General features: G+C 40.2%; 21 protein-coding genes. 7 read left to right on the top strand and 14 right to left on the bottom strand.

Going from position 1 to position 22,301, the window contains the following annotated elements; translation table 11 throughout:
- The first annotated feature begins 178 nt into the window (after positions 1-178).
- Both QJ048_RS18395 and QJ048_RS18390 read left to right on the top strand, forming a co-directional pair.
- A complete protein-coding gene (locus QJ048_RS18395) occupies positions 179-634 on the top strand; it encodes an FKBP-type peptidyl-prolyl cis-trans isomerase (RefSeq protein ID WP_282335876.1) in 456 nt (151 codons plus the stop codon).
- 99 nt (positions 635-733) lie between these two features.
- Complete coding sequence (locus QJ048_RS18390; protein ID WP_282335875.1) at positions 734-1,342, top strand: hypothetical protein; 609 nt, start codon at positions 734-736, stop codon at positions 1,340-1,342.
- An 83-nt stretch (positions 1,343-1,425) separates the two neighbouring features.
- Here QJ048_RS18390 and QJ048_RS18385 read toward each other — a convergent pair whose 3' ends face one another.
- Positions 1,426-2,334, bottom strand: a complete 909-nt coding sequence (locus QJ048_RS18385) for a CPBP family intramembrane glutamic endopeptidase (protein WP_282335874.1) — start codon at positions 2,332-2,334, stop codon at positions 1,426-1,428.
- A 32-nt stretch (positions 2,335-2,366) separates the two neighbouring features.
- Between QJ048_RS18385 and pepT the strand changes: the two genes are divergently transcribed.
- Positions 2,367-3,614 (top strand): peptidase T, encoded by a 1,248-nt coding sequence (gene pepT / locus QJ048_RS18380; protein ID WP_282335873.1) that lies wholly within the window; start codon positions 2,367-2,369, stop codon positions 3,612-3,614.
- Between the two features lie 199 nt (positions 3,615-3,813).
- On the opposite strand, the gene QJ048_RS18375 is transcribed toward pepT, so the two are convergent.
- Entirely contained in the window at positions 3,814-4,803 is a 990-nt protein-coding gene (locus tag QJ048_RS18375; protein WP_282335872.1) for a YpdA family putative bacillithiol disulfide reductase, read from the bottom strand.
- Positions 4,804-5,013: 210 nt separating this feature from the next.
- Here QJ048_RS18375 and QJ048_RS18370 point away from each other — a divergent pair, with 210 nt between their 5' ends.
- From QJ048_RS18370 to QJ048_RS18360, 3 genes are all read left to right on the top strand, one after another.
- The gene (locus QJ048_RS18370; RefSeq protein ID WP_282335871.1) at positions 5,014-5,943 is read left to right on the top strand and encodes an SPFH domain-containing protein; all 930 of its coding nucleotides are present in this window, start codon (positions 5,014-5,016) and stop codon (positions 5,941-5,943) included.
- Positions 5,944-6,157: 214 nt separating this feature from the next.
- Positions 6,158-6,865, top strand: a complete 708-nt coding sequence (locus tag QJ048_RS18365; RefSeq protein WP_282335870.1) for a MotA/TolQ/ExbB proton channel family protein — start codon at positions 6,158-6,160, stop codon at positions 6,863-6,865.
- Between the two features lie 63 nt (positions 6,866-6,928).
- Entirely contained in the window at positions 6,929-7,330 is a 402-nt protein-coding gene (locus tag QJ048_RS18360; RefSeq protein WP_282335869.1) for an ExbD/TolR family protein, read from the top strand.
- A gap of 136 nt (positions 7,331-7,466) precedes the next feature.
- Here the strand turns inward: QJ048_RS18360 and QJ048_RS18355 are convergent, their stop codons facing one another.
- The 12 genes from QJ048_RS18355 to QJ048_RS18300 all read right to left on the bottom strand — a co-directional run bounded on the left by QJ048_RS18355 (position 7,467) and on the right by QJ048_RS18300 (position 20,294).
- Entirely contained in the window at positions 7,467-8,072 is a 606-nt protein-coding gene (locus QJ048_RS18355; RefSeq protein WP_282335868.1) for a thioredoxin family protein, read from the bottom strand.
- Between the two features lie 183 nt (positions 8,073-8,255).
- Positions 8,256-9,233 (bottom strand): YihY/virulence factor BrkB family protein, encoded by a 978-nt coding sequence (locus QJ048_RS18350; RefSeq protein WP_282335867.1) that lies wholly within the window; start codon positions 9,231-9,233, stop codon positions 8,256-8,258.
- 78 nt (positions 9,234-9,311) lie between these two features.
- Positions 9,312-10,355, bottom strand: a complete 1,044-nt coding sequence (gene mltG / locus QJ048_RS18345; protein ID WP_282335866.1) for an endolytic transglycosylase MltG — start codon at positions 10,353-10,355, stop codon at positions 9,312-9,314.
- Positions 10,356-10,441: 86 nt separating this feature from the next.
- Positions 10,442-10,777 (bottom strand): preprotein translocase subunit SecG, encoded by a 336-nt coding sequence (gene secG / locus QJ048_RS18340; RefSeq protein ID WP_282335865.1) that lies wholly within the window; start codon positions 10,775-10,777, stop codon positions 10,442-10,444.
- 1 nt (position 10,778) lies between these two features.
- The gene (locus QJ048_RS18335; protein WP_282335864.1) at positions 10,779-11,642 is read right to left on the bottom strand and encodes a hypothetical protein; all 864 of its coding nucleotides are present in this window, start codon (positions 11,640-11,642) and stop codon (positions 10,779-10,781) included.
- Between the two features lie 26 nt (positions 11,643-11,668).
- Positions 11,669-12,172, bottom strand: coding sequence for an LPS assembly lipoprotein LptE (gene lptE, locus QJ048_RS18330; protein WP_282335863.1), 504 nt, complete (start codon positions 12,170-12,172; stop codon positions 11,669-11,671).
- A gap of 173 nt (positions 12,173-12,345) precedes the next feature.
- Positions 12,346-13,626, bottom strand: a complete 1,281-nt coding sequence (locus QJ048_RS18325; protein WP_282335862.1) for a sigma-54 interaction domain-containing protein — start codon at positions 13,624-13,626, stop codon at positions 12,346-12,348.
- Positions 13,627-13,754: 128 nt separating this feature from the next.
- Positions 13,755-15,197, bottom strand: a complete 1,443-nt coding sequence (gene miaB / locus QJ048_RS18320; RefSeq protein WP_282335861.1) for a tRNA (N6-isopentenyl adenosine(37)-C2)-methylthiotransferase MiaB — start codon at positions 15,195-15,197, stop codon at positions 13,755-13,757.
- A gap of 432 nt (positions 15,198-15,629) precedes the next feature.
- Positions 15,630-16,931, bottom strand: a complete 1,302-nt coding sequence (locus tag QJ048_RS18315; protein WP_282335860.1) for a hemolysin family protein — start codon at positions 16,929-16,931, stop codon at positions 15,630-15,632.
- A 112-nt stretch (positions 16,932-17,043) separates the two neighbouring features.
- The gene (locus QJ048_RS18310; protein ID WP_282335859.1) at positions 17,044-18,723 is read right to left on the bottom strand and encodes an ArnT family glycosyltransferase; all 1,680 of its coding nucleotides are present in this window, start codon (positions 18,721-18,723) and stop codon (positions 17,044-17,046) included.
- Positions 18,724-18,792: 69 nt separating this feature from the next.
- Positions 18,793-19,395 carry a phosphatase PAP2 family protein gene (locus tag QJ048_RS18305; RefSeq protein WP_282335858.1) on the bottom strand — a complete coding sequence of 201 codons (603 nt, stop codon included), beginning with the start codon at positions 19,393-19,395 and terminating at the stop codon, positions 18,793-18,795.
- 149 nt (positions 19,396-19,544) lie between these two features.
- The gene (locus tag QJ048_RS18300) at positions 19,545-20,294 is read right to left on the bottom strand and encodes a class I SAM-dependent methyltransferase (protein ID WP_282335857.1); all 750 of its coding nucleotides are present in this window, start codon (positions 20,292-20,294) and stop codon (positions 19,545-19,547) included.
- Between the two features lie 469 nt (positions 20,295-20,763).
- On the opposite strand from QJ048_RS18300, the gene glmM reads away from it, so the two are divergent.
- On the top strand, positions 20,764-22,146 hold the full coding sequence (gene glmM / locus QJ048_RS18295) for a phosphoglucosamine mutase (protein WP_282335856.1): 1,383 nt from the start codon (positions 20,764-20,766) through the stop codon (positions 22,144-22,146).
- Positions 22,147-22,301: the final 155 nt, after the last annotated feature.

Raw genomic sequence — 22,301 nt, 5'->3', positions numbered from 1 at the left:
CTCAAATTTTCAAATTGGACATAAACGCCTTACCTTGCCGATATTTCGCATCCTTTTGTTTTCACTGTTTCGCTGTGTAAGCTCATGAATCTGGAACTTTCCTTGTTTTTAGGGCGCATTGCTATCACGTTGAGAAGAAATGAGAGGCCGATAACTATAAATTTTTAAAAAATATTTTATGCAACAAGTGAAAAGTGGCGATACAGTTAAAGTACATTATCATGGCCGTCTTACAAACGGAGAAACTTTTGATAGCTCAGAAGGACGCGAACCTTTGGAGTTTGAAGTGGGCGGTGGAATGGTGATCAAGGGTTTTGATGATGGCGTAACTGGTATGGCTGTTGGTGAGAAAAAAACGATCAACATTCCCGTTGACAATGCATATGGTCCGAAAAATCCGGAGATGATCATTGAATTTCCACGCAATCAGTTTCCAGAAGGAATGACTCCAGAAAAAGGCATGCGTTTGAATCTGAATAACGCGGAGGGACATGTGTTTCCCGTTGTTATTGCAGAAGTAAAAGATGACGTTGTGATCCTTGATGCGAACCATCCTTTGGCTGGTGAAGATCTTATCTTCGACCTTGAATTGGTGGAGATCGTAGGCAGCAAGTCCCGCATTATTATGCCATAGTTTCTTTTGAACAAATAGATAAATTACTGCTGAAAGTTGAGTGTAAATACTATACTTTTCTTTCAGCAGTTTTTTTATTTTGTGTTCAAATTCGATCCGATGAAAACAATATGTACCCGAGTATTAGTTCTTCTCTTTCTATGCCCTCTTATGTCCAACGCGCAGGAACTCGACAGCGCATTTATTAAGCAGAGAGCTGCGTATTTTGCAGACAGCCTGGACAAAGCTTATCAAAACAAATTGTGGGATCAGTATGTGTCGCTAACTCAACCCGGACTTATAAAGTTCTTAGGCGGTAAAGCCGGCGTTATTGATTATGCAGAACGCCTGTGGATGGTACTTAACCAGGATATTGGCGAAAAAGTTTCCACCCAGCATGTGTTGCAAATTGTTTCCAAGGACAATGCCTGGCAGTGTGTGGTGGAGAAAATAAAAGAAGTGTATTACAATGAACGCAAAGCCTGGGTTACAACGTATGTTGTTGGTAAATCCGAAGACGAAGGTGTCTCCTGGAAGTTTGTTGAAATTTCCGAAGGGATGCTCATTAATGCAAGAGAAGTAATGCGCGATATTTCTGATGAATTAATTATCCCAAAACGTACTGTTGTTTACGAAGATGACTTAAAAAAACAGCAGGAGGCAGAAGCAGCAGCTGCAGTGAAAAAACAGCAGCAACAGCAGTCGAAGAAGCGAGTTGCGAAAAAATAATTTTGGGTTTTGAGTAGTGAGTTATGAGTGATGAGTTGTTTGTTTATAGTTGTTGGCAATTTCAGCCATCCATAACTCATTACTCATAACTCAACACTCACTACTTTCTCAGTTTTCGATACATACAACCACTCCAGCAAAATTGCTGTAATTAGCGTCATTACTGTGCAAAGGGTAGAACCCTCAAATCCAAACTTCCCTCCGGTTAACAATGCAGGTCCCTGTAAATCCTGTTCTAAAATGCTTCCGAAAACTTTGCCGCTCACTTTGTAGCCTAAGACAGGTCCCTGGAAAAAATTCCATGCAAAATGAAAAGCTATTCCAAACCACAGGTTTCGGGTATGACTATAGTTTACACCCAGCAACAATCCTGCAAGAAATACATTTATCAATGGTAATATGTTTGCACCAGGACTTCCCATATGAAAAGTTGCAAATAACAATGCGCTGGTGAGCAAGGCAACACGTCTTTTTTGTGACTGCATCAGATTATTAAGTACGTAACCCCTGAAAATAAGTTCTTCTCCAAATGCTACCAAAAGCATTAAAACTACATTAATAAAAAACAGTGTTCCATCGAAATGAATGTCTGTCCACGTGAGATATTTTGAATAAGACAAGATCAGCGTGCCAATGCCGAGTAAAATAAAAGGTAGTGAAAAGCCTACGCCCGCCTGGCTTGCATAGCCTTGCCATTGAAATCCCAGCGAATAAACGGAACGTTTATCAAAGAATTTGGTGAAGAGCCAAACCAACACGAAGCCGATAATAGTAACGGCAAGCAATGTGAGCGGGCGGAACAATGGGCCTGACAAGGCATCCTGCAAATCGAAGGTTTTATTTTTGATTTCTTCAGCATGCTCAGCCATCACGTAGCTCGCGAAAATAAGCCCAACCACAATATTCATCAATAAAAAAGCAGCCAGTAAACCGATGGCTCTAACCCAGCCCTGCTTAAAGAAACTCCTCTTTTGTTGATTGACAGATTCCATAGATGCGTTAATTTGCCCAAAAATATCCAATTATGTTCCAAAATTATCAATATACAGTTACGGAAAGATTTTTACGGTACGTGCAAATAGACACACAGAGCGATCCGCATTCTAAAACACAACCATCAACTGAAAAGCAGAAAGATCTCAGCCGTATATTGGTAACGGAATTGAAAGCCATTGGTGTTGAGGATGCGCATCTTGATGAGTTTGGATATGTGTACGCAACGATACCTTCTAATACGGACAAAAAGGTTCCTGTTATTTGTTTCTGCTCCCATGTAGATACAGCGCCGGATTGCAGTGGCAAAGATGTAAAGCCAATCGTGCATAAAAATTACGATGGCAGTGATATTATTTTGCCAGACGACAATACACAAGTGATCACCACAAAAGAACATCCTTATTTGAAAACCAAAATAGGAGACGATATCATCACCGCATCCGGAAATACTTTGCTGGGTGCAGATGATAAGGCTGGTGTTGCGATCATCATGGATCTGGCGAATTTCCTGATTACTCATCCGGAAATTAAACACGGAGAAATTAAAATTCTCTTTACACCTGATGAAGAGATAGGTCGTGGTGTTGATAAAGTAGATATGAAAAAACTTGGCGCTGATTTCGGGTACACACTTGATGGCGGCGAGTTGGGATCATTGGAAGATGAAAACTTTTCTGCTGATGGTGTTACGATTAATATCTACGGGATTATTGCACATCCGGGAACAGCGAAAGATAAACTGGTCAATGCTTTAAAAGTTGCATCAAGCTTTTTGGATTCGTTGCCTAAAGATGCGTTGTCTCCTGAAACTACAGACGGTAGATTAGGATTTGTTCATCCAATACATATTGAAGGTATTGCGGAAAAAGTTACCGTAAGTTTCATTATTCGCGATTTTGTTACGGCGAAATTGAAAGAATACGAAAGCTTTTTGCAACAACAATTGGAAGCTACCGTGAAAAAATTTCCTGGCGCAAAAGCAGATTTTGTTGTGAAAGAGCAATACCGAAATATGAAAGAAGTGTTAGATCAAAACCCTCAGGTGACGCAGTTTGCAGAGGATGCAATCAAAAGAGCGGGAATTGACTTTGCAAAACTGATTATACGTGGCGGCACAGATGGCTCACGTTTTTCATACATGGGTTTACCTTGCCCTAATTTGTTTACGGGCGAAATGGCGCTGCACAGCAAACACGAATATGTGAGCATACAAGACATGCAAAAAAGTGTTGAGACTTTGGTGCATTTGGCGAGATTGTGGGAGGAAAGAAGTTAAAAGCTTCGCTTTTGGATTTGCCACAGAAGCACAGATAGTACAGAGTTATTGCTAGCGGAAAAACTATGATACATGAGGACTGAACTATAAACTGTTTATCATTTGACCGATAAACTTCTTTATACCTTTCATAGACATTCTTGGTAAAACTCAGTGCCTTCTGTGCCTCAGTGGCAAAGAAAAATAGGCGCAGCCTCTCTTAAGCGTCCTCCAGCTTGCTGTTCTTCACCACAATATCCTTCACTACCTTCTCTGCGTGCACCCTTGAGTTTTCAATGAACCACACGTGTGTATTCATGCCTCCGCACACAACACCTGCGAGATAAATGCCTGGCAAATTTGTTTCCATTGTATCCGGATTGTAAGTGGGGCACAAATCGGCATCGTCTGATAATTCGATGCCAATATTTTTCAGGAACTCAAAATTTGGTTGATAGCCCGTCATTGCGATGACATAATCATTCGGGACGGTTACAATTCCATCAGTCGTTTGAATGTCCACATCCTTTCCGCGAATAGCCGTGACCGTTGAATTGAAATATGCTTTGATGCTGCCTTCCTTAATCCTGTTTTCAATATCTGGTTTCACCCAATATTTCACCCTTTCGCCAATGGCTGGGCCTTTGACAACCATAGTCACTTCAGCGCCTTTGCGGAAGGTTTCCAATGCAGCATCCACAGCAGAGTTTGCCGCACCTACTACCAGTACTTTTTGCATCGCATAAAAGTGTGGATCCTTATAGTAATGTGCAACTTTAGGTAAATCTTCGCCGGAGATGTTCATTAAGTTGGGAATGTCGTAAAACCCTGTTGCGATGATCACATTCTGGGCGTAGTAGAAATTTTTTGATGTAACAACTTCGTAATTGTGCTTAGCCGTTTGCTTCACTCTTTCTACCTTTTCCTGCAGGTTAATTTTTAATTGATTGGACGTTGCCACGCGTCTGTAATATTCGAGTGCCTCGGGTCTCGTTGGTTTTATATTGTTGGAGACAAAAGGTATTTCTCCAATTTCAATTTTCTCAGAGGTAGAGAAAAAGGTCATGTTCATGGGATAGTTATACAGCGAATTTACCAGGCAACCTTTTTCAATAATAAGGTAATTAAGTCCTGCCTTTTTTGCTTCTAGTGCACAAGCAAGCCCGATCGGGCCGCCGCCAATAATTATGATGTTGTAATGGTTGTTCATTTTTCAAATTTAACACGTGAAAGGTGAATGGTGAAACGTGAATTGGGAGACCCAAGCTGTGGTTTTTTCTTCCCCGTGTTGTAACTTCTTTATTTTTTAGAAAAAAGCACTGCCGGATTTTGTTTTGCTGCTGCACTCAAGATTCATGATTCACGTTTCTCGATTGACCATTCACGCTAAAGCTGTATTTTCAATCCTAAATTCTAAATTATGGTCTCAACCCCCTTAATTATTTTGGCCGTTGTCCTGTTGATTATTCTAATGGGCCTTAAAACGATTGCCCAGGGAACGGTTGGCGTAGTTACCCGTTTTGGTAAATACCAGCGTGTATTACATCCCGGTCTTAACGTTATTATTCCTTTCCTTGATCAGATCTCCAAACGAGTTTCCATACAAAATCGTTCCGTGGAAATGGAGTTCCAGGCAGTAACAGCAGATCAGGCGAATGTTTATTTTAAAAGCATGTTGCTGTATGCTGTTCAAAACGAACAAGACGAAACAATAAAAAAGGTAGCCTTTAAATTTATCAGTGAAAGGGATTTGATGCAGGCGCTTTCCAGAACCATCGAAGGAACGATCCGTTCTTTTGTTGCCACGAAAAGGCAAGCAGAGATCCTTGCATTGAGAAGAGAGATCGTTGAATACGTAAAAGAGCAGATCGATCTTTTATTGGAAGAGTGGGGTTATCACCTGATCGATTTGCAGATAAACGACATCACATTTGATAAAGCGATTCTGGAAAGTATGAGCAAAGTGGTGGCAAGCAACAACCTGAAAGCTGCTGCTGAAAATGAGGGGCAGGCAATGCTGATCACAAAAACCAAAGCTGCAGAAGCAGAAGGTAATGCGATCAAAATTGCTGCAGAAGCAGAACGCGAAGCGGCAAGATTGCGCGGGCAGGGTGTGGCGCTTTTCCGTGAAGAAGTGGCAAAGGGTATGAGCCAGGCCGCTGCTGAAATGAAACAAGCAAATCTTGACACGAACGTAATCCTGTTCAGCATGTGGACAGAAGCTGTCAAAAACTTCGCTGAATACGGCAAAGGAAACGTCATTTTCCTGGATGGTAGTGCAGATGGTATGGAGAAAACGATGAAACAGATACAGGCGATGATGGTGAGGCAAGCGGGAACGGGGAATTAAAAAGTAAAAAGTAAAAAATCAAAAGTCAAAAATTGGGAAAGTTGCAACCAGGAGGCCATTTTTGACTTTTGATTTTTTACTTTTTACTTTGAATTGTTAAAAGCCTGCCAATACACAATTTTATCAACAATTAACCATGTTTTTTCACGTTGAGCATAGAATTGGAGCATCGTTTGCTTAGTTCTTTTATTTTTGTTCAAATAAACAGCCTTACATGAATATTTTCTTATTGCAGATCACAGATTCCGCAAAACGATTGATTGATTCTACACACACAGCCACAACGGCAGCTACTCCTGCGCCTCAGATGAACTTATGGGGCCTGCTAATGCAGGGTGGTATTTTGATGATTCCGCTGTTTTTACTTTTGGTACTGGCTATTTATTTTTTCTTCGAAAGATGGATCGCTATTAATAAAGCAAGCAAAGTAGATCCGAATTTTATTAACATTATTCGCGATAATATTTTGGCGGGAAATATTTCTTCGGCAAGGGCATTGGCAAAAAATACCGATAACCCTGTTGCAAGAATGATCGATAAAGGCTTACAGCGCATAGGCAAACCAATTGACGCTATTGAAAAAAGCATGGAAAATGTTGGGAAACTTGAGATGTACAAAATGGAGAAAAACCTTTCTGCATTGTCTTTGATCGCCGGTATTGCTCCCATGTTTGGGTTTTTGGGAACAATCGTAGGTATGGTGCAATTGTTTTATGGAATTTCGTCCACAGGAGAATATACTTTGAGCACCATCGCCGGTGGTATTTATGTGAAGATGATCACTTCTGCAAGCGGGCTTATCATCGGTTTGATCGCTTATGTTGGCTACAGCTTTTTGAACGCGCAAATCGATAAAAATGCTAACAAAATGGAAGCTGCAAGCGCAGAGTTTATTGATATATTGCAGGAACCGACGAGATAATGATAAATGATGGGTACTGTAGAGACGCATTGAACGCGTCTCCCACTAATCAAAATTTGAATAATGAATTTAAAAAGAAGATTAAGATCGCATGCAGAGGTGCACACAGGTGCGCTCAACGATATATTGTTCATACTCTTGTTGTTCTTCCTTATTGTGTCAACGTTGGCAAATCCCAATGTGATCAAGCTTTCGCAGCCAAAGGCCAAAAGTGATACAAAGGCAAAGCAAACGGTGGTTGTTTCTATTGATGTAAACAATAACTTTTATGTTGGTACAACCAAGGTGACGCTGGAAGAATTAAAACAAAAATTGCAACCAATTCTGGCAAAAGAAACAGATCAACCTTCTATTGTGATCAATGCGGATAAAGTGGTGCCCGTAGAAAACGTAGTGGCTGTAATGCGTGTAGCACGTGAGCTTGGCGCGAGAACGGTACTGGCGGTTGATAAGGCTGGCCAGTAGAAATAATTTGAGAATTTGAAGATTTGAAAATTTGATAATGAAAAAGGGTCGAACATTTTAATAATGTTCGACCCTTTTTCATTATTGAAATTAGTAGAGAAGTTAAGACCCAAAGCTTCTCATTTTCAAATTGGGCTTACCCCTTCCTCTTAATCACACACCCCACAGATCTTGTTTCTTTCACTGTAACCGGTTTGTCGGCGAGGGTTTCGTTCATGGCTTCCTGTAAATGATGACGGCTTACTTTGGTTTCGTCGGAAGGGCTGTCGTCGATGGCGCCGTGATAAACGAGTTTGCCATTTTTATCAAATAAAAAACATTCAGGCGTTCTGTTAGCACCAAATGCATCTGCGAGATCATTGTTGCTGTCCACTGCATAAAACCATTTATAGTTCTGCGCTTTTGCGTATTCTTTCATTGAAGCAAAAGAGTCTTCATTTGCTCTGTTGCCTTCGTTTGCATTCAGAATAATAACACCAATGTTTTTGCTTTTAGCATATTCGCAGATATCTTTTGTGCGTTGTTGATTTTTGATAACGTATGGACAGGTATTGCAGCTGAACATTACAAGTAATCCGTTTGATTCTTTTGCATCGTCAAGGCAAACAACTTTGCCTGATACGTCCTTCATTTTAATTGTTGCTTTTGGCAAAGCAGATCCTATTGCAAGGCCATTTTGCGCATGGACCGATGAGCTAAGGGCAAATATACCGAGCAACAGGGTGATCAATTTTGTTTTCATATAAGTGAATTTTAAGGCTTAATAAAGTTATACAAAAAATAGAATATAAGAGCTGGGATACGGTTTATATGTGTATTATAAATATTTATAAATCAACGCATAAGAGCAAACGCTTATTTCCAATGATAAGACTATTAAATGCATATAAAAGCTGCATGTAAGGTAAGTACGGAGGGAGGAAATTTACCTTGCTTTCTGCAATTCCTGCTCGTGATCTTGCTTTCTATTGGCTGCTATTATCTTCAGGGATTGAATGCTCACATTCAATTCGTATCCGATCAATAGTACAAGAGAATTTAAGAATATAAGCACCATTAGGATAATAATGGTACCAATGGAACCATAGATCTTGTTGTAGTTACCAAACTTGTTAACCCAGTATGAGAAAGCAAGAGTGAGCAAAACCGTTAGAAATGTTGCCAGAATACTGCCCGGTGTATTCAATTTTTGCCTGTTTTTTACTGCAGGGGCATATTTATACATAAACGAAATGCCGTAAAAGAACAATGCCACGATAATAATAAAGCGGATGAATTTAATAAAGAACATCGTCCAGGCATCCGTTCTGTGCATGTGCATTGCTTTCAGGATCCATTTTAGCGCCGCACCTTGGGTTACCAACAGCATAACGGTTGCAATGATCAGGAAAATAAGTAGCACTGTAAGTTTGAGCGCCACCCATCTTTTCTGAAAGAAATTACGTTTCGTTGAGTGCATCAATGATCTGTTGAAGGAACGCATGACACCGATCATTGCATTGGAAGAAGTGAACATCACCAACACGAAACCCAATGACAGCAAGCCTTCCCGCGGGGTGTCAAGGAAGTCGACAAGGAAATCTTTTACCAGCAAATAAGTGTTAAGGTTAGGCGTAATGTCTCTTGTTAGCAGAAGTAACTCACGTGTAATCAGTTTTGACACCGGCATGTAAGGAATAAGCGTGCAAAGGAAAATCGTCGCCGCTGGAATCGCCATCAATAAATTAAAGGAAATTGCTGCTGCTCTTTCACTCAAACCAACTTCTTTAACACGTGTTCCAAAAAACGACACCACATCATACAAACACAAACCCTGAAAGCCCGGTAGTTCCCACACCTTGCTTTTCTCTATTAAATAATTAATAGGGCCAGTTGAAATTAAGATGCGTTGCAACTTTGTCATGCGTTTAGTAGTTGAAAATTGAAAGTTGAAAGTTGAAAATTAACCTAAGAGTGTACTCTCATTTTCAATTTTCAACTTTCAATTAGTTTCCAAGCTGTCCTTCGCAGCTTTTTTCTCCATCCATTTATCCAGTGCCAGCTGGTATTCTTTTGCATACTTTAAATGCTCCTCGTATGTAGCAGCAAAGTTATGATGACCTGAGAAATCACTTTTGGCTACAAAGAACATATAATCAGTTTTCGGGGCATCCAAAACCGCGTCTATCGTTACTTCGGAAGGTGTACAGATTGGGCCGGGAGGCAAGCCATACACGCGGTAAGTATTGTACGGTGATTCTACCGCAAGGTGCTTATTGTAGATTCTCTTCAGTGAAAAATCCTTCAAAGCAAACTTAACAGTCGGGTCCGCACCCAGTCGCATGCCTTTAGCCATTCTGTTCATGTATACACTCGCAATATTTCCTTTTTCGTCGTTTTTGTTGGTTTCCTCTTCGACAATAGAAGCAAGAATAGTTGCCTTTTGCGGGTCCAAGCCTTTTTGTCCGGCCTTCTGTTTTCTTTCAGAGGTCCAAAAGTTCGCATAACTGTCGAATATTTTTGTAAACACTTTTGCCGGCGTAATGTTCCAGTAATAGGTATAAGTGTTTGGCAAAACTGCCGTCATGATGGTATTTGTGTCCAAACCATATTTTTTCAGGGAGTCCTGGTTGTTCAGGAAACTGATAAAAGCAAGAGAATCGCACTCAAACTTTCTTCCTACCAAACCTGCAAAATCTTCCTTGGTTCTCAATTTGGTTATAACAAGATTAACGGGAGACTGTTTTCCGTTTTTCAACATTCTTAAAATGGAAAAAACACTCATTCCTTTTTTAATCTCATAGTGTCCCGCCTTTATTTTTTGCGGATAGTCTATTCTTTTTGCGAGGAAATTAAAAATGGCAGTAGAACTGATGATCTTTTCCGTTTCTATTTGCTTCAACACAGTGGAATAACCGCTGCCGGTTTTGATATTGAGGAAATATCTTTTTTCAGTGAAAGAAGTAGCCGGCCCAAAAACAAGCCAGGCGATGATAGCACCTATTAATACAATAGCTCCAAGGGTGATGAATAACGTTTTGCGCATGGATGTAAAATCTCTTTAAATTAAATAAAAAACCCTGTTCATTAAACAATTTAAAGAACAGGGAAGTATTTGAAATTTAAAAAATGCTATTTCGTAGTACCCGGAGTCACAGGTTGCGCTGCAGGTTGGGTAGGAGCCTGTTGTGTCGGTACAGAGTTGCCCACTTCATTAATCAATCCTTTATTTTTTACAGAGGTTGAAGGAATGAAAACTGCAGAAAAAATGCACAATAATGCGATAACTGTGGCGAAGATCCATGTACCTTTTTCCAAAACATCAGTTGTTTGTTTAACACCCATAAACTGGTTGCTGATGCCACCGATATTTCCGGCAAGGCCACCGCCTTTTGGATTTTGTACCAATACCACGAAACCAAGCACCACACATGCAAGAATGATTAGTATAACGAAAAGAATAACCATATTAATTTTGTTTTAAAGCTTCTATTTTGGCTGCAAAATAATGGGATTTGTCGGGATTAAGCAAACTTAATTTATTGTACATTTCGATCGCTGTTTCTTTTTTTCCCTGTTTCAACAGAACTTCAGCCATTGATTCTGTTAAAGTTTCTTTTTCTTTTATCGAAACCTCCGCCATGGCCTCAACTCGGGCATCTGGCATAGGTAAATGATCTTCGGCTTCCTGGGCTGCTAATGCGCTGTCTGGCAATCGCTTAAGTGTCTTTAACCACTCTGTAAAACTCTTCAGTTGTTTGCCAAGTTTATCGTTCAAAGGCACATTTTTGCCCACTTTTATACCTAAAGAAGCAAAATAGTCAATTGTATGATAAGGCTCAAAAACTAAACTGTCATCCAGAGCAGGTTGTTTTTCCGCTGGCGCAACAGGTTCCAGTTTAATGGCCTCGTTACTATGTGCATCAATTACTTCGCTATCGTCATTTACCGCATCTTTTTGCAAAACTTCTTCTTCCTGGACCGAGGAAGTAATTTCTGGTTTAAACTCAACAACCGGCTCTTTTGCAGCTTCTGGTTGCCCTACAGGAATATGCGCAGACTGAACGTTTCCGTGTTTTATTTCTGCAACCGATTCGGGAATAGCTGGTTGCAAAAGATATTGCAGCCACAAAGGGTTCCCGAAATAAAGGACCGTTTTATGCAATTGGCTTTCAAATCCGGGATCTGCTGTCTCTTGCAACTTTTTCAAGAGCAGGAAATGCCCGGCAGCAAAATAAGGTTCTTCATCAGCAAGCATTTGAAGCTGTTCCAACGAAACGTCTTCAAGTCTTTTCTGGTGAAAAAGTTCTTGTATGATATTAGATATATTCATTTCTGGAATAGCAAGATAGCGGCATTTTACCAGTTTGAAAAAATTCGGTTGAAAATTTCGTCGGTAAGGTTTTTGAGAATGTCAGACATCAATTGAGATTCCGCCTGTTGTAAGCTCAGGTTGGCATTGAAGTCAAAATTGCGGGTTACATCGGCTTCGAAATTTTTCTTTTCGTCCTTCCTGTTTTTAAATATAATGTGAACAGAAACGTTCAGGCGGTTACTTGCTGCCTGTTGATTAGCGATACCGGAAGTTGTTACACTGTAGTCGCTTATAAAACCGCTGATATCGTAATCCGCTTCATCGCCCGTTATGAGTGTTAGCCTTGTTTGGTTGTTGATCTTTTGGCGCAATGCATCCGTTAACTGCGGACTCATCTGCGGGTTAATATAACGGGCGTGGTTTTCCAAATAATTTACACGGGCCGTTTTTATCTCAGGCGGAATTGAAATGTCTTTAAAAGTATAACATGCGCTAAACAAAAAGGCGCACACCAACAGCGAAGTAAGTACCAAGCCTGTTTGTTTCATTATTCCTGCGAGCGATTTATTCATGTAAAATTCGATAGTAAAGTAAATGTATGAAAATAGTTGAGAGTGGAGAGTTGAAAGTTGAGAGAGGAGAATGGTTCACTGTTAGACAAAATGTTAAATCTAAATAACTCTCCATTTTCCATTTTCAATTTTCAACTCTCAATTCTCAATTAATCATCAATGTCGTATTCCTTCAGCTTCCTGTACAAGGTTCTTTCACTGATGCCCAAATCAAGCGCGGCATCTTTACGTTTGCCTTTGTGTTTTTTCAACGCTTTTATGATCAGCTCTTTTTCCTTGTCCATTATGTTCAGCGATTCTTCCACCTCTTCATGTTCGTGGATGTCTTCATGCTCCATGATAACGGGTTGTGCAGCGTGTGCAGCTGGCGCCTGAACCTGTACATATGGTTGAGCCTGGATAGAAGTGTTGGGTTGCAATTCTCCAATAGGAGTATAATCATTCATCAAATTGTCGTGCGCATACGCAGCAGCAACAGCTGCACTGGAAGGATTTTTGATGATTTCCGCAAACATCTTTTTCAGTTCCGTTACATCTTTTTTCATGTCGAAAAACAGCTTGTATAGAATTTCTCTTTCGTTTGAGAAATCATTGCCGTTTGCATTTTGTGTGTTGGATGCCACCAGCATTGGCAAACGGTTGCTATTATTATTCTGCGGAAGAAATATTTGCAGTTCCCTACCGGTAATATTTTTATCAACCGAAAGAACGGAGATTTGTTCAGCGATATTTTTTAGCTCACGCACGTTCCCCGGCCAGCCGTAGTTGACCAGTACATTTCTCGCATCTTCATCCAATTGAACAGGAGCGGTTTTATAGCGCTCGGCAAAATCCACACTGAATTTTCTGAACAATAAAGGAATGTCTTCCTTTCTGTCACGCAAGGCCGGAACGCGGATAGGCACTGTGTTTAAACGATAATATAAGTCCTCACGAAATTTTCCTTTGTAAGTAAATTCCAGCAGATCTTTATTGGTAGCCGCGATTACACGCACATCCGTTTTCTGAACTTTGGAGGAACCCACGCGAATGTATTCGCCGGTTTCCAGGACACGCAACAATCTCGCTTGCGTACCTAACGGCATTTCACCTATTTCATCAAGAAAAATAGTCCCGCCGTTCACCGTTTCAAAATAACCTTTACGACTATCAACTGCACCCGTAAATGAACCTTTTTCGTGACCGAACAATTCAGAATCGATGGTGCCTTCCGGAATAGCGCCGCAGTTTACCGCAATAAAAGGATTGTGTTTTCTTGCAGACAACGCATGAATGATCTGCGAAAAAACTTCTTTACCTACACCACTTTCTCCATTGATCAATACGCTCAAATCGGTATTTGCCACCTGCACAGCCACGTTCAACGCATGGTTAAGTGCCGGTGAATTACCAATGATACCAAACCTGTTTTTTATACTTTGTGTGTCCATTCAGTGTAATTGAAAATTGAAAGTTGAAAATTGAAAATGGGTCGAAAATTGAAAGTTGAAAATAATGTTATGGCATTATGAAAGTCCATTTTTAATAAACAAACTTCTGCCTAGAGAATTTTCAATTTTCAACTTTCAATTTTCAATGATTCAATGATTTGTCCTATCAGCGTACCTCCGGTTGACTCAACTACTTTCACTATCACATAATCGCCTGGTTTATGTTGCCCTTCTCCTTTAGGAACAACCACAACTTTGCTTTGTGTGTTGCGGCCCATCCAGTCTTTGTCGCTGCGTTTGCTATCTCCTTCAATCAATATTTTGAAAATCTTACCAACATCTGCCGCATTGGCTCCTTCTGAGAGACGTCTTTGTACGGCTACAATTTCTGCAAGTCTTCTTTTCTTAATATCTTCAGGAATATCGTCTTCATATCTTCTTGCTGCCAATGTTCCCGGACGTTCACTGTAGTAGAACATGTAAGCAAAATCATACTTGCAGTATTCCATAATCTCTATTGTGTCCTGATGATCTTCTTCAGTTTCTGTGCAAAAACCTGCGATGATATCTGCAGTGATTGCGCAATCGGGCATCACTTCGCGGATGCGGTCAACCTTTGCTTTGTACCATTCACGGGTGTAAGTGCGATTCATCAATTGCAACACACGGTTGGAACCGCTTTGAATAGGAAGGTGAATACATTTGCAAATGTTTTCGTGCTTAGCCATCATTTGCAAAACATCTTCTGTAATATCTTTCGGATGTGATGAGCTAAAGCGTACACGCAGATCTGGCGAAATCAATGCCACCATTTCCAACAAGTCGGCAAATGTCACCACCTTATTTGAACTAATATCGGCTGTATAGTAGTAAGAGTCTACGTTTTGTCCAAGTAGTGTTACTTCCTTGTAACCTCTTTCAAAAAGGTCTCGGCACTCGGCAACAATACTGGCTGCATCTCGGCTTCTTTCACGGCCTCTTGTAAAGGGTACTACACAGAATGAACACATATTGTTACAACCACGCATGATGCTTACAAACGCCATTACGCCGTTGCTGTTTAGGCGGATAGGAGAGATGTCAGCGTAGGTTTCATCGCGGCTAAGCAATACATTTACTGCTTTTTGGCCGCCATCTGCTTCTTCGATCAGGGCAGGAAGGCTTCTGTAAGCGTCTGGTCCCACGACAATATCCACAAGCTTTTCTTCTTCCAGCAATTTTGCTTTCAATCGCTCGGCCATACATCCCAAAACGCCTACCAACATACCGGGTTTTGCTTGTTTCAATTTGCGAAACTCGGTAAGACGTTTTCTTACTGTCTGCTCCGCCTTTTCGCGGATAGAGCAGGTGTTCAGGAAAATGAGGTCGGCTTCTTCGCAGTTGCGGGTGGCTCCAAAACCATCATTGTTCAAAATAGAGGCGACGATCTCGCTATCGGCAAAGTTCATGGCACAGCCATAACTCTCTATGAAGAATTTCTTCTTGTATTGATTGGGGTCCTCAGCGAACGGTGCAAACGCTTCACCCTGCCTTGCTTCATCATGCGCTTTTTCTGCTACAACATCCAGCATTTTTCAATTTTTTGTAAGTGTGCAAAAATAGCTAAAAAGAGGGATATAAATGACAGGATGGCAGGAATAGTTGGGAATTGAAAATTGAAAGTGGAAAGTTGAAAATGGAGGATGATCGTTTGATACTGAATACGAAGTTTCCGCAGACTTGCTCTACCTTTAATGTTCTTTTTTAAACCGAATTCCATGAATACTAGTCCAAAACAGCCGGTTGAAAATATTGGAAATCAAATTGATTTACCCAATGGCAAAAACATTTAATCGACAAACGGGTCGCTGAATTTCAAAAACATCCAGAAAATATTATAGAATGGAGTCAAATTGTGGAAGAATTGGATACAGAAGATAGATCAATTAAAGAAAATGGTTAGTCTGTTAAGTTTTGTACCTTAACAGACTAACCATTTTCCATTTTCAACTTTCCATTTTCAATTATTCTTCTGGTACTTCCGAAGCAGGCGTTTGCGGCCCGGTTACCAAAATTTTGTCAATTCGCAAGGCGTCCATGTCAATAATCTCGAACTTAAAGCCTTGCCAATTAACTGTTTCTCCCGTGTGTGGAATGTGTTCCAGTATGTGAAGGATAAATCCGGCAAGCGTATTGAATTCCTGTTCGCCTTCATTCATTAGGTCGGTCATGTCGAAACGGTGAAGGAAATCGTAGAAAGGAATTTGCCCGTCCACGAGATACGTTCCATCTCCGCGGTCGGTGATTTCATAGTCTTCCATGTCCGGTTGAGGCATGTCGCCGACTATGGCTTCCAGAATATCGTTTAAAGTGATCATTCCCTGAACGCTACCGTACTCATCCACAATGAAACAGCTATGGTTCTTTGATTGCTTGAACTTCTCCAGCACTTTATACGCGGAGTTATTTTCAGGAACAAACATTGCCGGCTGCATAATGTGCTTAAAAAGCACTTTATCATTCGAAGTATAAAGGTCCTTTATGGAAACGATACCTTTCATATTATCCAGCTCACCTTCGCAAATTGGGTAAACAGAGTGCGGTTCTCTTAAAATTTTCTCTTTTATAGATTCCTCATTATCATTAAGATCGAACCAGATGATATCACTTCTATGCGTCATCAGCGACGTAATGGTTCTATCGCCAAGGTGGAAAACTCTTTCGATGATTTCCTGTTCAGCTTCGTCAATGGTACCCTGCTCTGTTCCTTCACTGATGATCGCTTTGATTTCCTCTTCTGTTACCTGGCTGTCACTTGATTGAAGATTGAATATTTTGGTGATAAAGTTGGTGGATTTGGACAATAGCCAGATAAAAGGGTGCGTAATAACGCTTACCGCCCTCATAGGGCGAGCAACGAGTTTGGCAATTCTTTCCGGATTTGCCATGCCAATTCTTTTGGGTACCAGTTCTCCCAGTACCAATGAGAAATAAGTCAAAATGATCAGCACGATTACCGTAGCGACGCCGCTAACAAGGGAGGGCTTAATGAATCCGAGCCCGTTTAGAAAATCTACAAGACCAGATTTTACCTTGTCGCCTGAATAAATACCGGTCAAAATGCCTATTAGTGTGATTCCTATTTGGACAGTAGAAAGAAAAGTATCAGGATTGCTGGAAAGTTTTAAAGCTTCTTTCGCACGGATATCACCTTTGCTCGCCTGAAGCTCAAGTTTTGATTTGCGTGCCGAGACAAGGGCAATTTCTGCCATCGAAAAAAGCCCGTTCAACAAAATCAATCCAAGTATTATTAAAATTTCCGTCATGTCTTATTAAGTTGGATATCAGATGGGTTAGTCTAATTTAGAAGTGAAGATAATGGCAAATAGGCGAATTAATAATTAATAATGAATAATTAATAGGTGCAAATCAGGGAGATTAATTGCCTATTCTTGCTACCACCATTTTCTTCGTTGCTTCGCTTCGTGTTTTATAGTTTACAAATTTTCCCGTTAACATTGCCACCCGAAAATCTTCAAATGGCGCCAATACCTCCGTTTTCAATCCTGCATTGTTAAGAGAATCCAGTTTTGAGCGTTCTGTCAACACCAGTACAGGTTGTTGTTTCACTTCCATTTTCAATTCATCAATACTCCATTGGTAATTCGGTTGGTTCAAATAAAATGCATAGTGGTACGACTGTGTATCAAATTCCCCCGCTTTTAAATGCTGCGGATTATTTTCATTAATATACAATGCAGCTTTCATACCACCCTGGTATTCCATCAGCGGGCCGTAAAAAAAAGCGTTGAGAAAAATATTTATCAGCACACTCGTCGCGAAGCCAATGCCAATTGCAGAGGACATCGATCTTTTCCCAAACCAGTAAACGGACAGAACAACGACAATTGTTATCCAGAAAGCAGCTAAAATATAATGCGGTGGTCGGAAAAAAATCAACAGGATAACCGGCAGCAAAACGGCAATGATCCCTATAACAGCTTGAATGATATAAACAGCTTTGATTGATTTTGGCATTTTTAATGTACAAAGGAAATGAGCCGTTAAAATGCCGAGGAACGGAAAGACGATATTGGAATAATGTGGCAATTGGAATTTGGACAAAGAGAAAAGTAGCAACGTTAAGATAGAGGCGCCCAGCGAAATGTATTCATTCGCATAGTTATCTTTTTTAAAAATGCTCTTGATATTTCTGTATAAAGATGCGTACATGACCAGCGACCAGGGTAAAAAGGCCCAAAGAAGTGTATGCAAAAAAAATGCTTTGTCGCCGCTTCCTTTGATTGGACCGGTATTGAAAAAACGTCCGAATTGGCTGTCCCAAAGGAAAAATTTAATACCTGATTTTACGGAAGGGTCGGGTCTGTCGCCAACAATAATTGTTTTTTCAGGATGCAAATCAACCTGGTGGTACAATGCATATAGTTCCGGTGTTATGAAAATGAAAGTAAGGATGATCGCTAATATCCAGCGGAACTGAAAAAATTGGTTCCATTCTTTTTTAATGATCCAGTGAACGATGAAGCCGCCACCAATTGGCAGCAAAATAAAAAGCCCTTTCGTCATCACTGCAAAGCCTGCCAGCAAAGAACCCAGCATCAAATCAACGCTGAATGTTTTGCCATACGATTTATAAAAATGATAAACACTGCCTATAACCATACCCGTTAGGAATGGCTCTGCACGAACATCATTATTGGATAATACCAAATGTTCCGCTGTTAAGTAAATGATCACCGCCACTTTCGCGGTAGTGTCATTATAAAACAGTTTGGTAAAACTGTATGTATAAAAAATACCAAGCGCCCAGAAAAGCAGTCCCGGCAATTTGTAGGCAAATGAATTGATACCGAAAATTTTGAAAAATATTGCAGTAACCCAAAATGGGAAGTGCGGTTTATCCAGCCAATCTTTTCCCTCAACATATAAATTATTGAAGTTGTTATTCAGTGACATTGTTTTCGCCACATGCGCATATAAAGCGCCGTCTGTGCCGAGGATAGGCAGAAATAAGCCACTTGCATTTACAGCAATTCCTATAATTACAATTACGGGGAACCATTTATTGAGCCAGGATTGTAAATCGGGTTGTTGCATATTGTGAAATTCAAAAGTTAAAATTCAAAATTCAAAAAGTAAAATCCAAAAGCGAATGTAGCACTGAAGCTATTTTTGACTTTTGATTTTTGACTTTTGACGCTCGTCCTGCCGTTTTATAGCGTACTCAAATAATTTACTTACTGCGAAGCCTATGAGTATGCCTAAAGCCGTTCCTGCAATGACATCAAACGGATAGTGCTTGCCCACATACACTTGTGCATACGCCACCAGCGCGGCCCAGAACCAAAGCCAGTACCATTTTCTTCCTCTAAGTTTTTTTATTACTAGAAACCAGAAAGTAGCTAAAGCAAAATGATTGGTCGCATGTGATGATGGCATTGAGTAACCGCCGCAGCCAATTATATGTCGGATATAAGGTGCGAGGCTCTCGGCATCGCAGGGACGCGGACGTGCAACAAGATTTTTGATAATGCCTGAACTGATGTAATCACCCAAGGCGAAAGTGATGAGCGTGCAGGCTATAAAAATAATAGTATACGGCTTTCCAAACTTAATGCACCAAAACAGCATAAAAGCGTACAACGGAATCCACGTATTTGCGTTCCGCATCAAAAGCATAAAATTATCCAGGAATGGAGCACTGGCCGTATTATGAATGAATATGAACACGGTTTCATCTATATGTTGCAGCCATTGAAGGAGAGACATTTGAATAGAAATTAGGAATTAGAAATTAGGAATTAGAGCGCTTGATACAATTAAGAATTAAGAATTGTTTCTGTGCAATATCGTTTGTTTTTGCAAGAGAGATTTATGCTCAGTCGACTAACTCAAAACTCATAACTCGATACTCAAAACTAGCCCACAACTTTCTTTGCAATCATGATCAGTCTGGGTGATTTCCTCACATCGTACGCTCCAAAATGATAATCGCCATACACTTCCTGAATTTGCAGGTTGTAATAAGCAAACATATCATTAAAATCGCCCAGTGTAAACTTTGCAACTTTTTCAGTGTATTCAAGTGGCTCGGTGAGGTCATCGTCTTCTACCACGATCTTTTTATAGAAATGCGTTTCGTCGAACCATTTAGTAATAAAGAAGTTGATGCCGTCAATTTCTTTGTCAGCCTTGTGTATAAGATGATCTTCCGCGTAATGCACATTCAGATAATCTACTATCAACGTCCCGTTTGCTTTGAGCGATTGAGCAATTGATCTGATTGCATTGTAATGCTCACGCTCAGATTTGAAGTAACCGAAGCTTGTAAAAAAGTTAAACGCATAGTCAAAGTAGTTGATCATAAACGGCAGGCGCATGTCCTGTACAAAAAAATGCAGATGTTCATCTTCTGATTCTTTTGCTTCTGCGATGCTGTCAGGAGAAATATCAATGCCGGTAATGTCGAAGCCGTGGTTAGCCAATATTTTCGAATGCCTGCCTTTTCCGCAGGCCACGTCCAGCATAAGGCTATCGGCTGGCGGGTTTAATTTTTCGATTAGCAAGTGGATAAACTCCGCAGCTTCCTTTTCATCTCTCTTAAAATATAACTGATGATAATATTGTGAATTAAACCAATCTTTAAACCAATTAGCCTGTAGGTCCATAATTTTTTGTAATAAACGCTGTAAAAGTAGTCAATACAGATTTGAAATTTATTACTCTACAAAATAAATAAATTCAAATTTGTATTATGTTGATAGATCGGCCGGACAGACTTGAGTGTTAAGTTTAAATTAATTTAATTTGAGCCCAATTGCGTGACCCATTTGTATTAGCAAAGATTTGAAAGCACAGCGACACGAAATAAAAAAAAATAATACTTACGGTATATATTTTGCTACAATAAGCTCCTTGGGGGAAACATATTGCCGACAGATAACATCTACTTAATGATTATTAACAGTTTATTTTCAATGAATTGATTTTTAAAAATGGAATGTTACTAATTAACTGTAGAAATGGTCGGTAGAATTCTTAAATTTGTCCTCCTTGCAATCTCTCATCCTATAAAAGCGCTGGTCATTCGATTGGACTTGAAATTTATTTAGATACAAAATTTAAACCGTTAGATCTGTGGCATTGATTAAAAGTATTTCCGGCATCAGAGGAACTGTTGGGGGCAACCCGTCTGAAAATTTGACTCCACTTGATGTGGTAAAATTTACAGCTGCGTATGGGACCTGGCTAATAGAAAAAAACAATGGTAAGAAAGTGGTTATTGGCCGTGATGGAAGAATAAGCGGAGAAATGGTAAGCCAACTTGCAGTAAACACCTTAATGGGGCTGGGCCTCAACGTTGTAGACCTTGGTCTTTCTACTACACCTACAGTTGAAATGGCTGTAAAATGGGAGGGAGCCGACGGCGGTATTATTATAACTGCAAGTCACAATCCTAGAGAATGGAACGCACTGAAACTGTTGAACAGCGAAGGTGAATTCATCAGTGCTGAGGCAGGCGCTACAATTCTTGAACTGGCTGCAAAAGATTCCTACAAATTTGCTCCTGTAGATAAATTGGGTAGCTATACAGTTAACGATACTTATTTGCAAAAACATATTGAGGCTATTGTAAATTATCCTTTGGTAAATAAAGAAGCCATTGCCGCTAAAGGATACAAAGTTGTTGTTGATGCGATCAACTCGACTGGCGCAACTGCAATACCAAAGCTGCTCGAAGCTTTGGGCGTTCAGGAAGTTGTTGTGATCAATAGTGAGATTACTGGAAAATTTGCTCATAACCCTGAGCCATTACCGGAAAATCTAACCAGCCTTAGCGCTGAAGTTAAAAAACACGGAGCGTCATTTGGTATAGCAGTTGATCCTGATGTTGACCGCCTTTGCTTTGTATGCGAAGATGGCAGCATGTTTGGCGAAGAGTTCACACTCGTTGCTGTTGCAGATTATGTTTTAAGCAAAAAGAAAGGCAACACAGTTTCCAACATGTCTTCTACAAAAGCTTTGAAGGAAATTACGTTGCACCACGGCGGAGAATATTTCCCTTCTGCCGTAGGTGAAGTGAATGTAGTAAACAGAATGAAAGAAATGAATGCAGTTATCGGCGGTGAAGGAAACGGCGGCATTATCGTTCCTGATCTTCACTACGGTCGTGATGCGCTGATTGGCATCGGTTTGTTCCTTAGTTCATTGGCTCAGCACAAAAATGGCATGAAGTCTTTCAGAGCAAAATACCCTGACTATTTCATTTCTAAAAACAAAATGGAACTGAATAATGGTGTAGATGTAAAGGATATTTTCGAGAAAATTAAAGCGAAATACAAAAAGCAACCTGTTAATACAGAAGACGGTTTGAAGATTGAATTTGACCAGGATTGGGTGCATTTACGCACTTCCAACACGGAGCCGATTATTCGTATTTACGCAGAAAGCAATTTCGAAACTACTGCTAATAATATCGCACTGCGCTTGATGCATGATATAAAAGAGTTTATGGCATAGGCCGAAATTTATTTATTTTTCGTAACGCAGATTATGACGATCGTCATGTTTTAAAGAGGGTTTGTAAAAATCTTCTTGTTAACGGCGGTCAGAATAAGCTGCGTTCGTTTTTAATACCCGTTCTTTTGTAAATTTGCACCTTCTTTGAAACCTAA

Origin of the sequence: Pinibacter soli (assembly GCF_029961145.1) — a bacterium.
GTDB classification, from domain to species: Bacteria; Bacteroidota; Bacteroidia; order Chitinophagales; family Chitinophagaceae; genus Pinibacter; species Pinibacter soli.
Note: the sequence above shows the minus strand (reverse complement) of the source record. Positions and strands in the feature narration are given on the sequence as shown.

Excerpts from the sequence above, each read along its gene's own strand:
- miaB (WP_282335861.1), bottom strand. The coding sequence starts at position 15,197 with ATGCTGGATGTTGTAGCAGAAAAAGCGCATGATGAAGCAAGGCAGGGT.
- QJ048_RS18315 (WP_282335860.1), bottom strand. The coding sequence starts at position 16,931 with ATGACGGAAATTTTAATAATACTTGGATTGATTTTGTTGAACGGGCTT.
- QJ048_RS18365 (WP_282335870.1), top strand. The coding sequence starts at position 6,158 with ATGAATATTTTCTTATTGCAGATCACAGATTCCGCAAAACGATTGATT.
- QJ048_RS18310 (WP_282335859.1), bottom strand. The coding sequence starts at position 18,723 with ATGCAACAACCCGATTTACAATCCTGGCTCAATAAATGGTTCCCCGTA.
- QJ048_RS18360 (WP_282335869.1), top strand. The coding sequence starts at position 6,929 with ATGAATTTAAAAAGAAGATTAAGATCGCATGCAGAGGTGCACACAGGT.
- QJ048_RS18350 (WP_282335867.1), bottom strand. The coding sequence starts at position 9,233 with ATGACAAAGTTGCAACGCATCTTAATTTCAACTGGCCCTATTAATTAT.
- QJ048_RS18390 (WP_282335875.1), top strand. The coding sequence starts at position 734 with ATGAAAACAATATGTACCCGAGTATTAGTTCTTCTCTTTCTATGCCCT.
- QJ048_RS18370 (WP_282335871.1), top strand. The coding sequence starts at position 5,014 with ATGGTCTCAACCCCCTTAATTATTTTGGCCGTTGTCCTGTTGATTATT.
- QJ048_RS18335 (WP_282335864.1), bottom strand. The coding sequence starts at position 11,642 with ATGAATATATCTAATATCATACAAGAACTTTTTCACCAGAAAAGACTT.
- QJ048_RS18325 (WP_282335862.1), bottom strand. The coding sequence starts at position 13,626 with ATGGACACACAAAGTATAAAAAACAGGTTTGGTATCATTGGTAATTCA.
- QJ048_RS18385 (WP_282335874.1), bottom strand. The coding sequence starts at position 2,334 with ATGGAATCTGTCAATCAACAAAAGAGGAGTTTCTTTAAGCAGGGCTGG.
- QJ048_RS18375 (WP_282335872.1), bottom strand. The coding sequence starts at position 4,803 with ATGAACAACCATTACAACATCATAATTATTGGCGGCGGCCCGATCGGG.
- QJ048_RS18305 (WP_282335858.1), bottom strand. The coding sequence starts at position 19,395 with ATGTCTCTCCTTCAATGGCTGCAACATATAGATGAAACCGTGTTCATA.
- QJ048_RS18395 (WP_282335876.1), top strand. The coding sequence starts at position 179 with ATGCAACAAGTGAAAAGTGGCGATACAGTTAAAGTACATTATCATGGC.
- mltG (WP_282335866.1), bottom strand. The coding sequence starts at position 10,355 with ATGCGCAAAACGTTATTCATCACCCTTGGAGCTATTGTATTAATAGGT.
- pepT (WP_282335873.1), top strand. The coding sequence starts at position 2,367 with ATGTTCCAAAATTATCAATATACAGTTACGGAAAGATTTTTACGGTAC.
- QJ048_RS18300 (WP_282335857.1), bottom strand. The coding sequence starts at position 20,294 with ATGGACCTACAGGCTAATTGGTTTAAAGATTGGTTTAATTCACAATAT.
- secG (WP_282335865.1), bottom strand. The coding sequence starts at position 10,777 with ATGGTTATTCTTTTCGTTATACTAATCATTCTTGCATGTGTGGTGCTT.
- QJ048_RS18355 (WP_282335868.1), bottom strand. The coding sequence starts at position 8,072 with ATGAAAACAAAATTGATCACCCTGTTGCTCGGTATATTTGCCCTTAGC.
- lptE (WP_282335863.1), bottom strand. The coding sequence starts at position 12,172 with ATGAAACAAACAGGCTTGGTACTTACTTCGCTGTTGGTGTGCGCCTTT.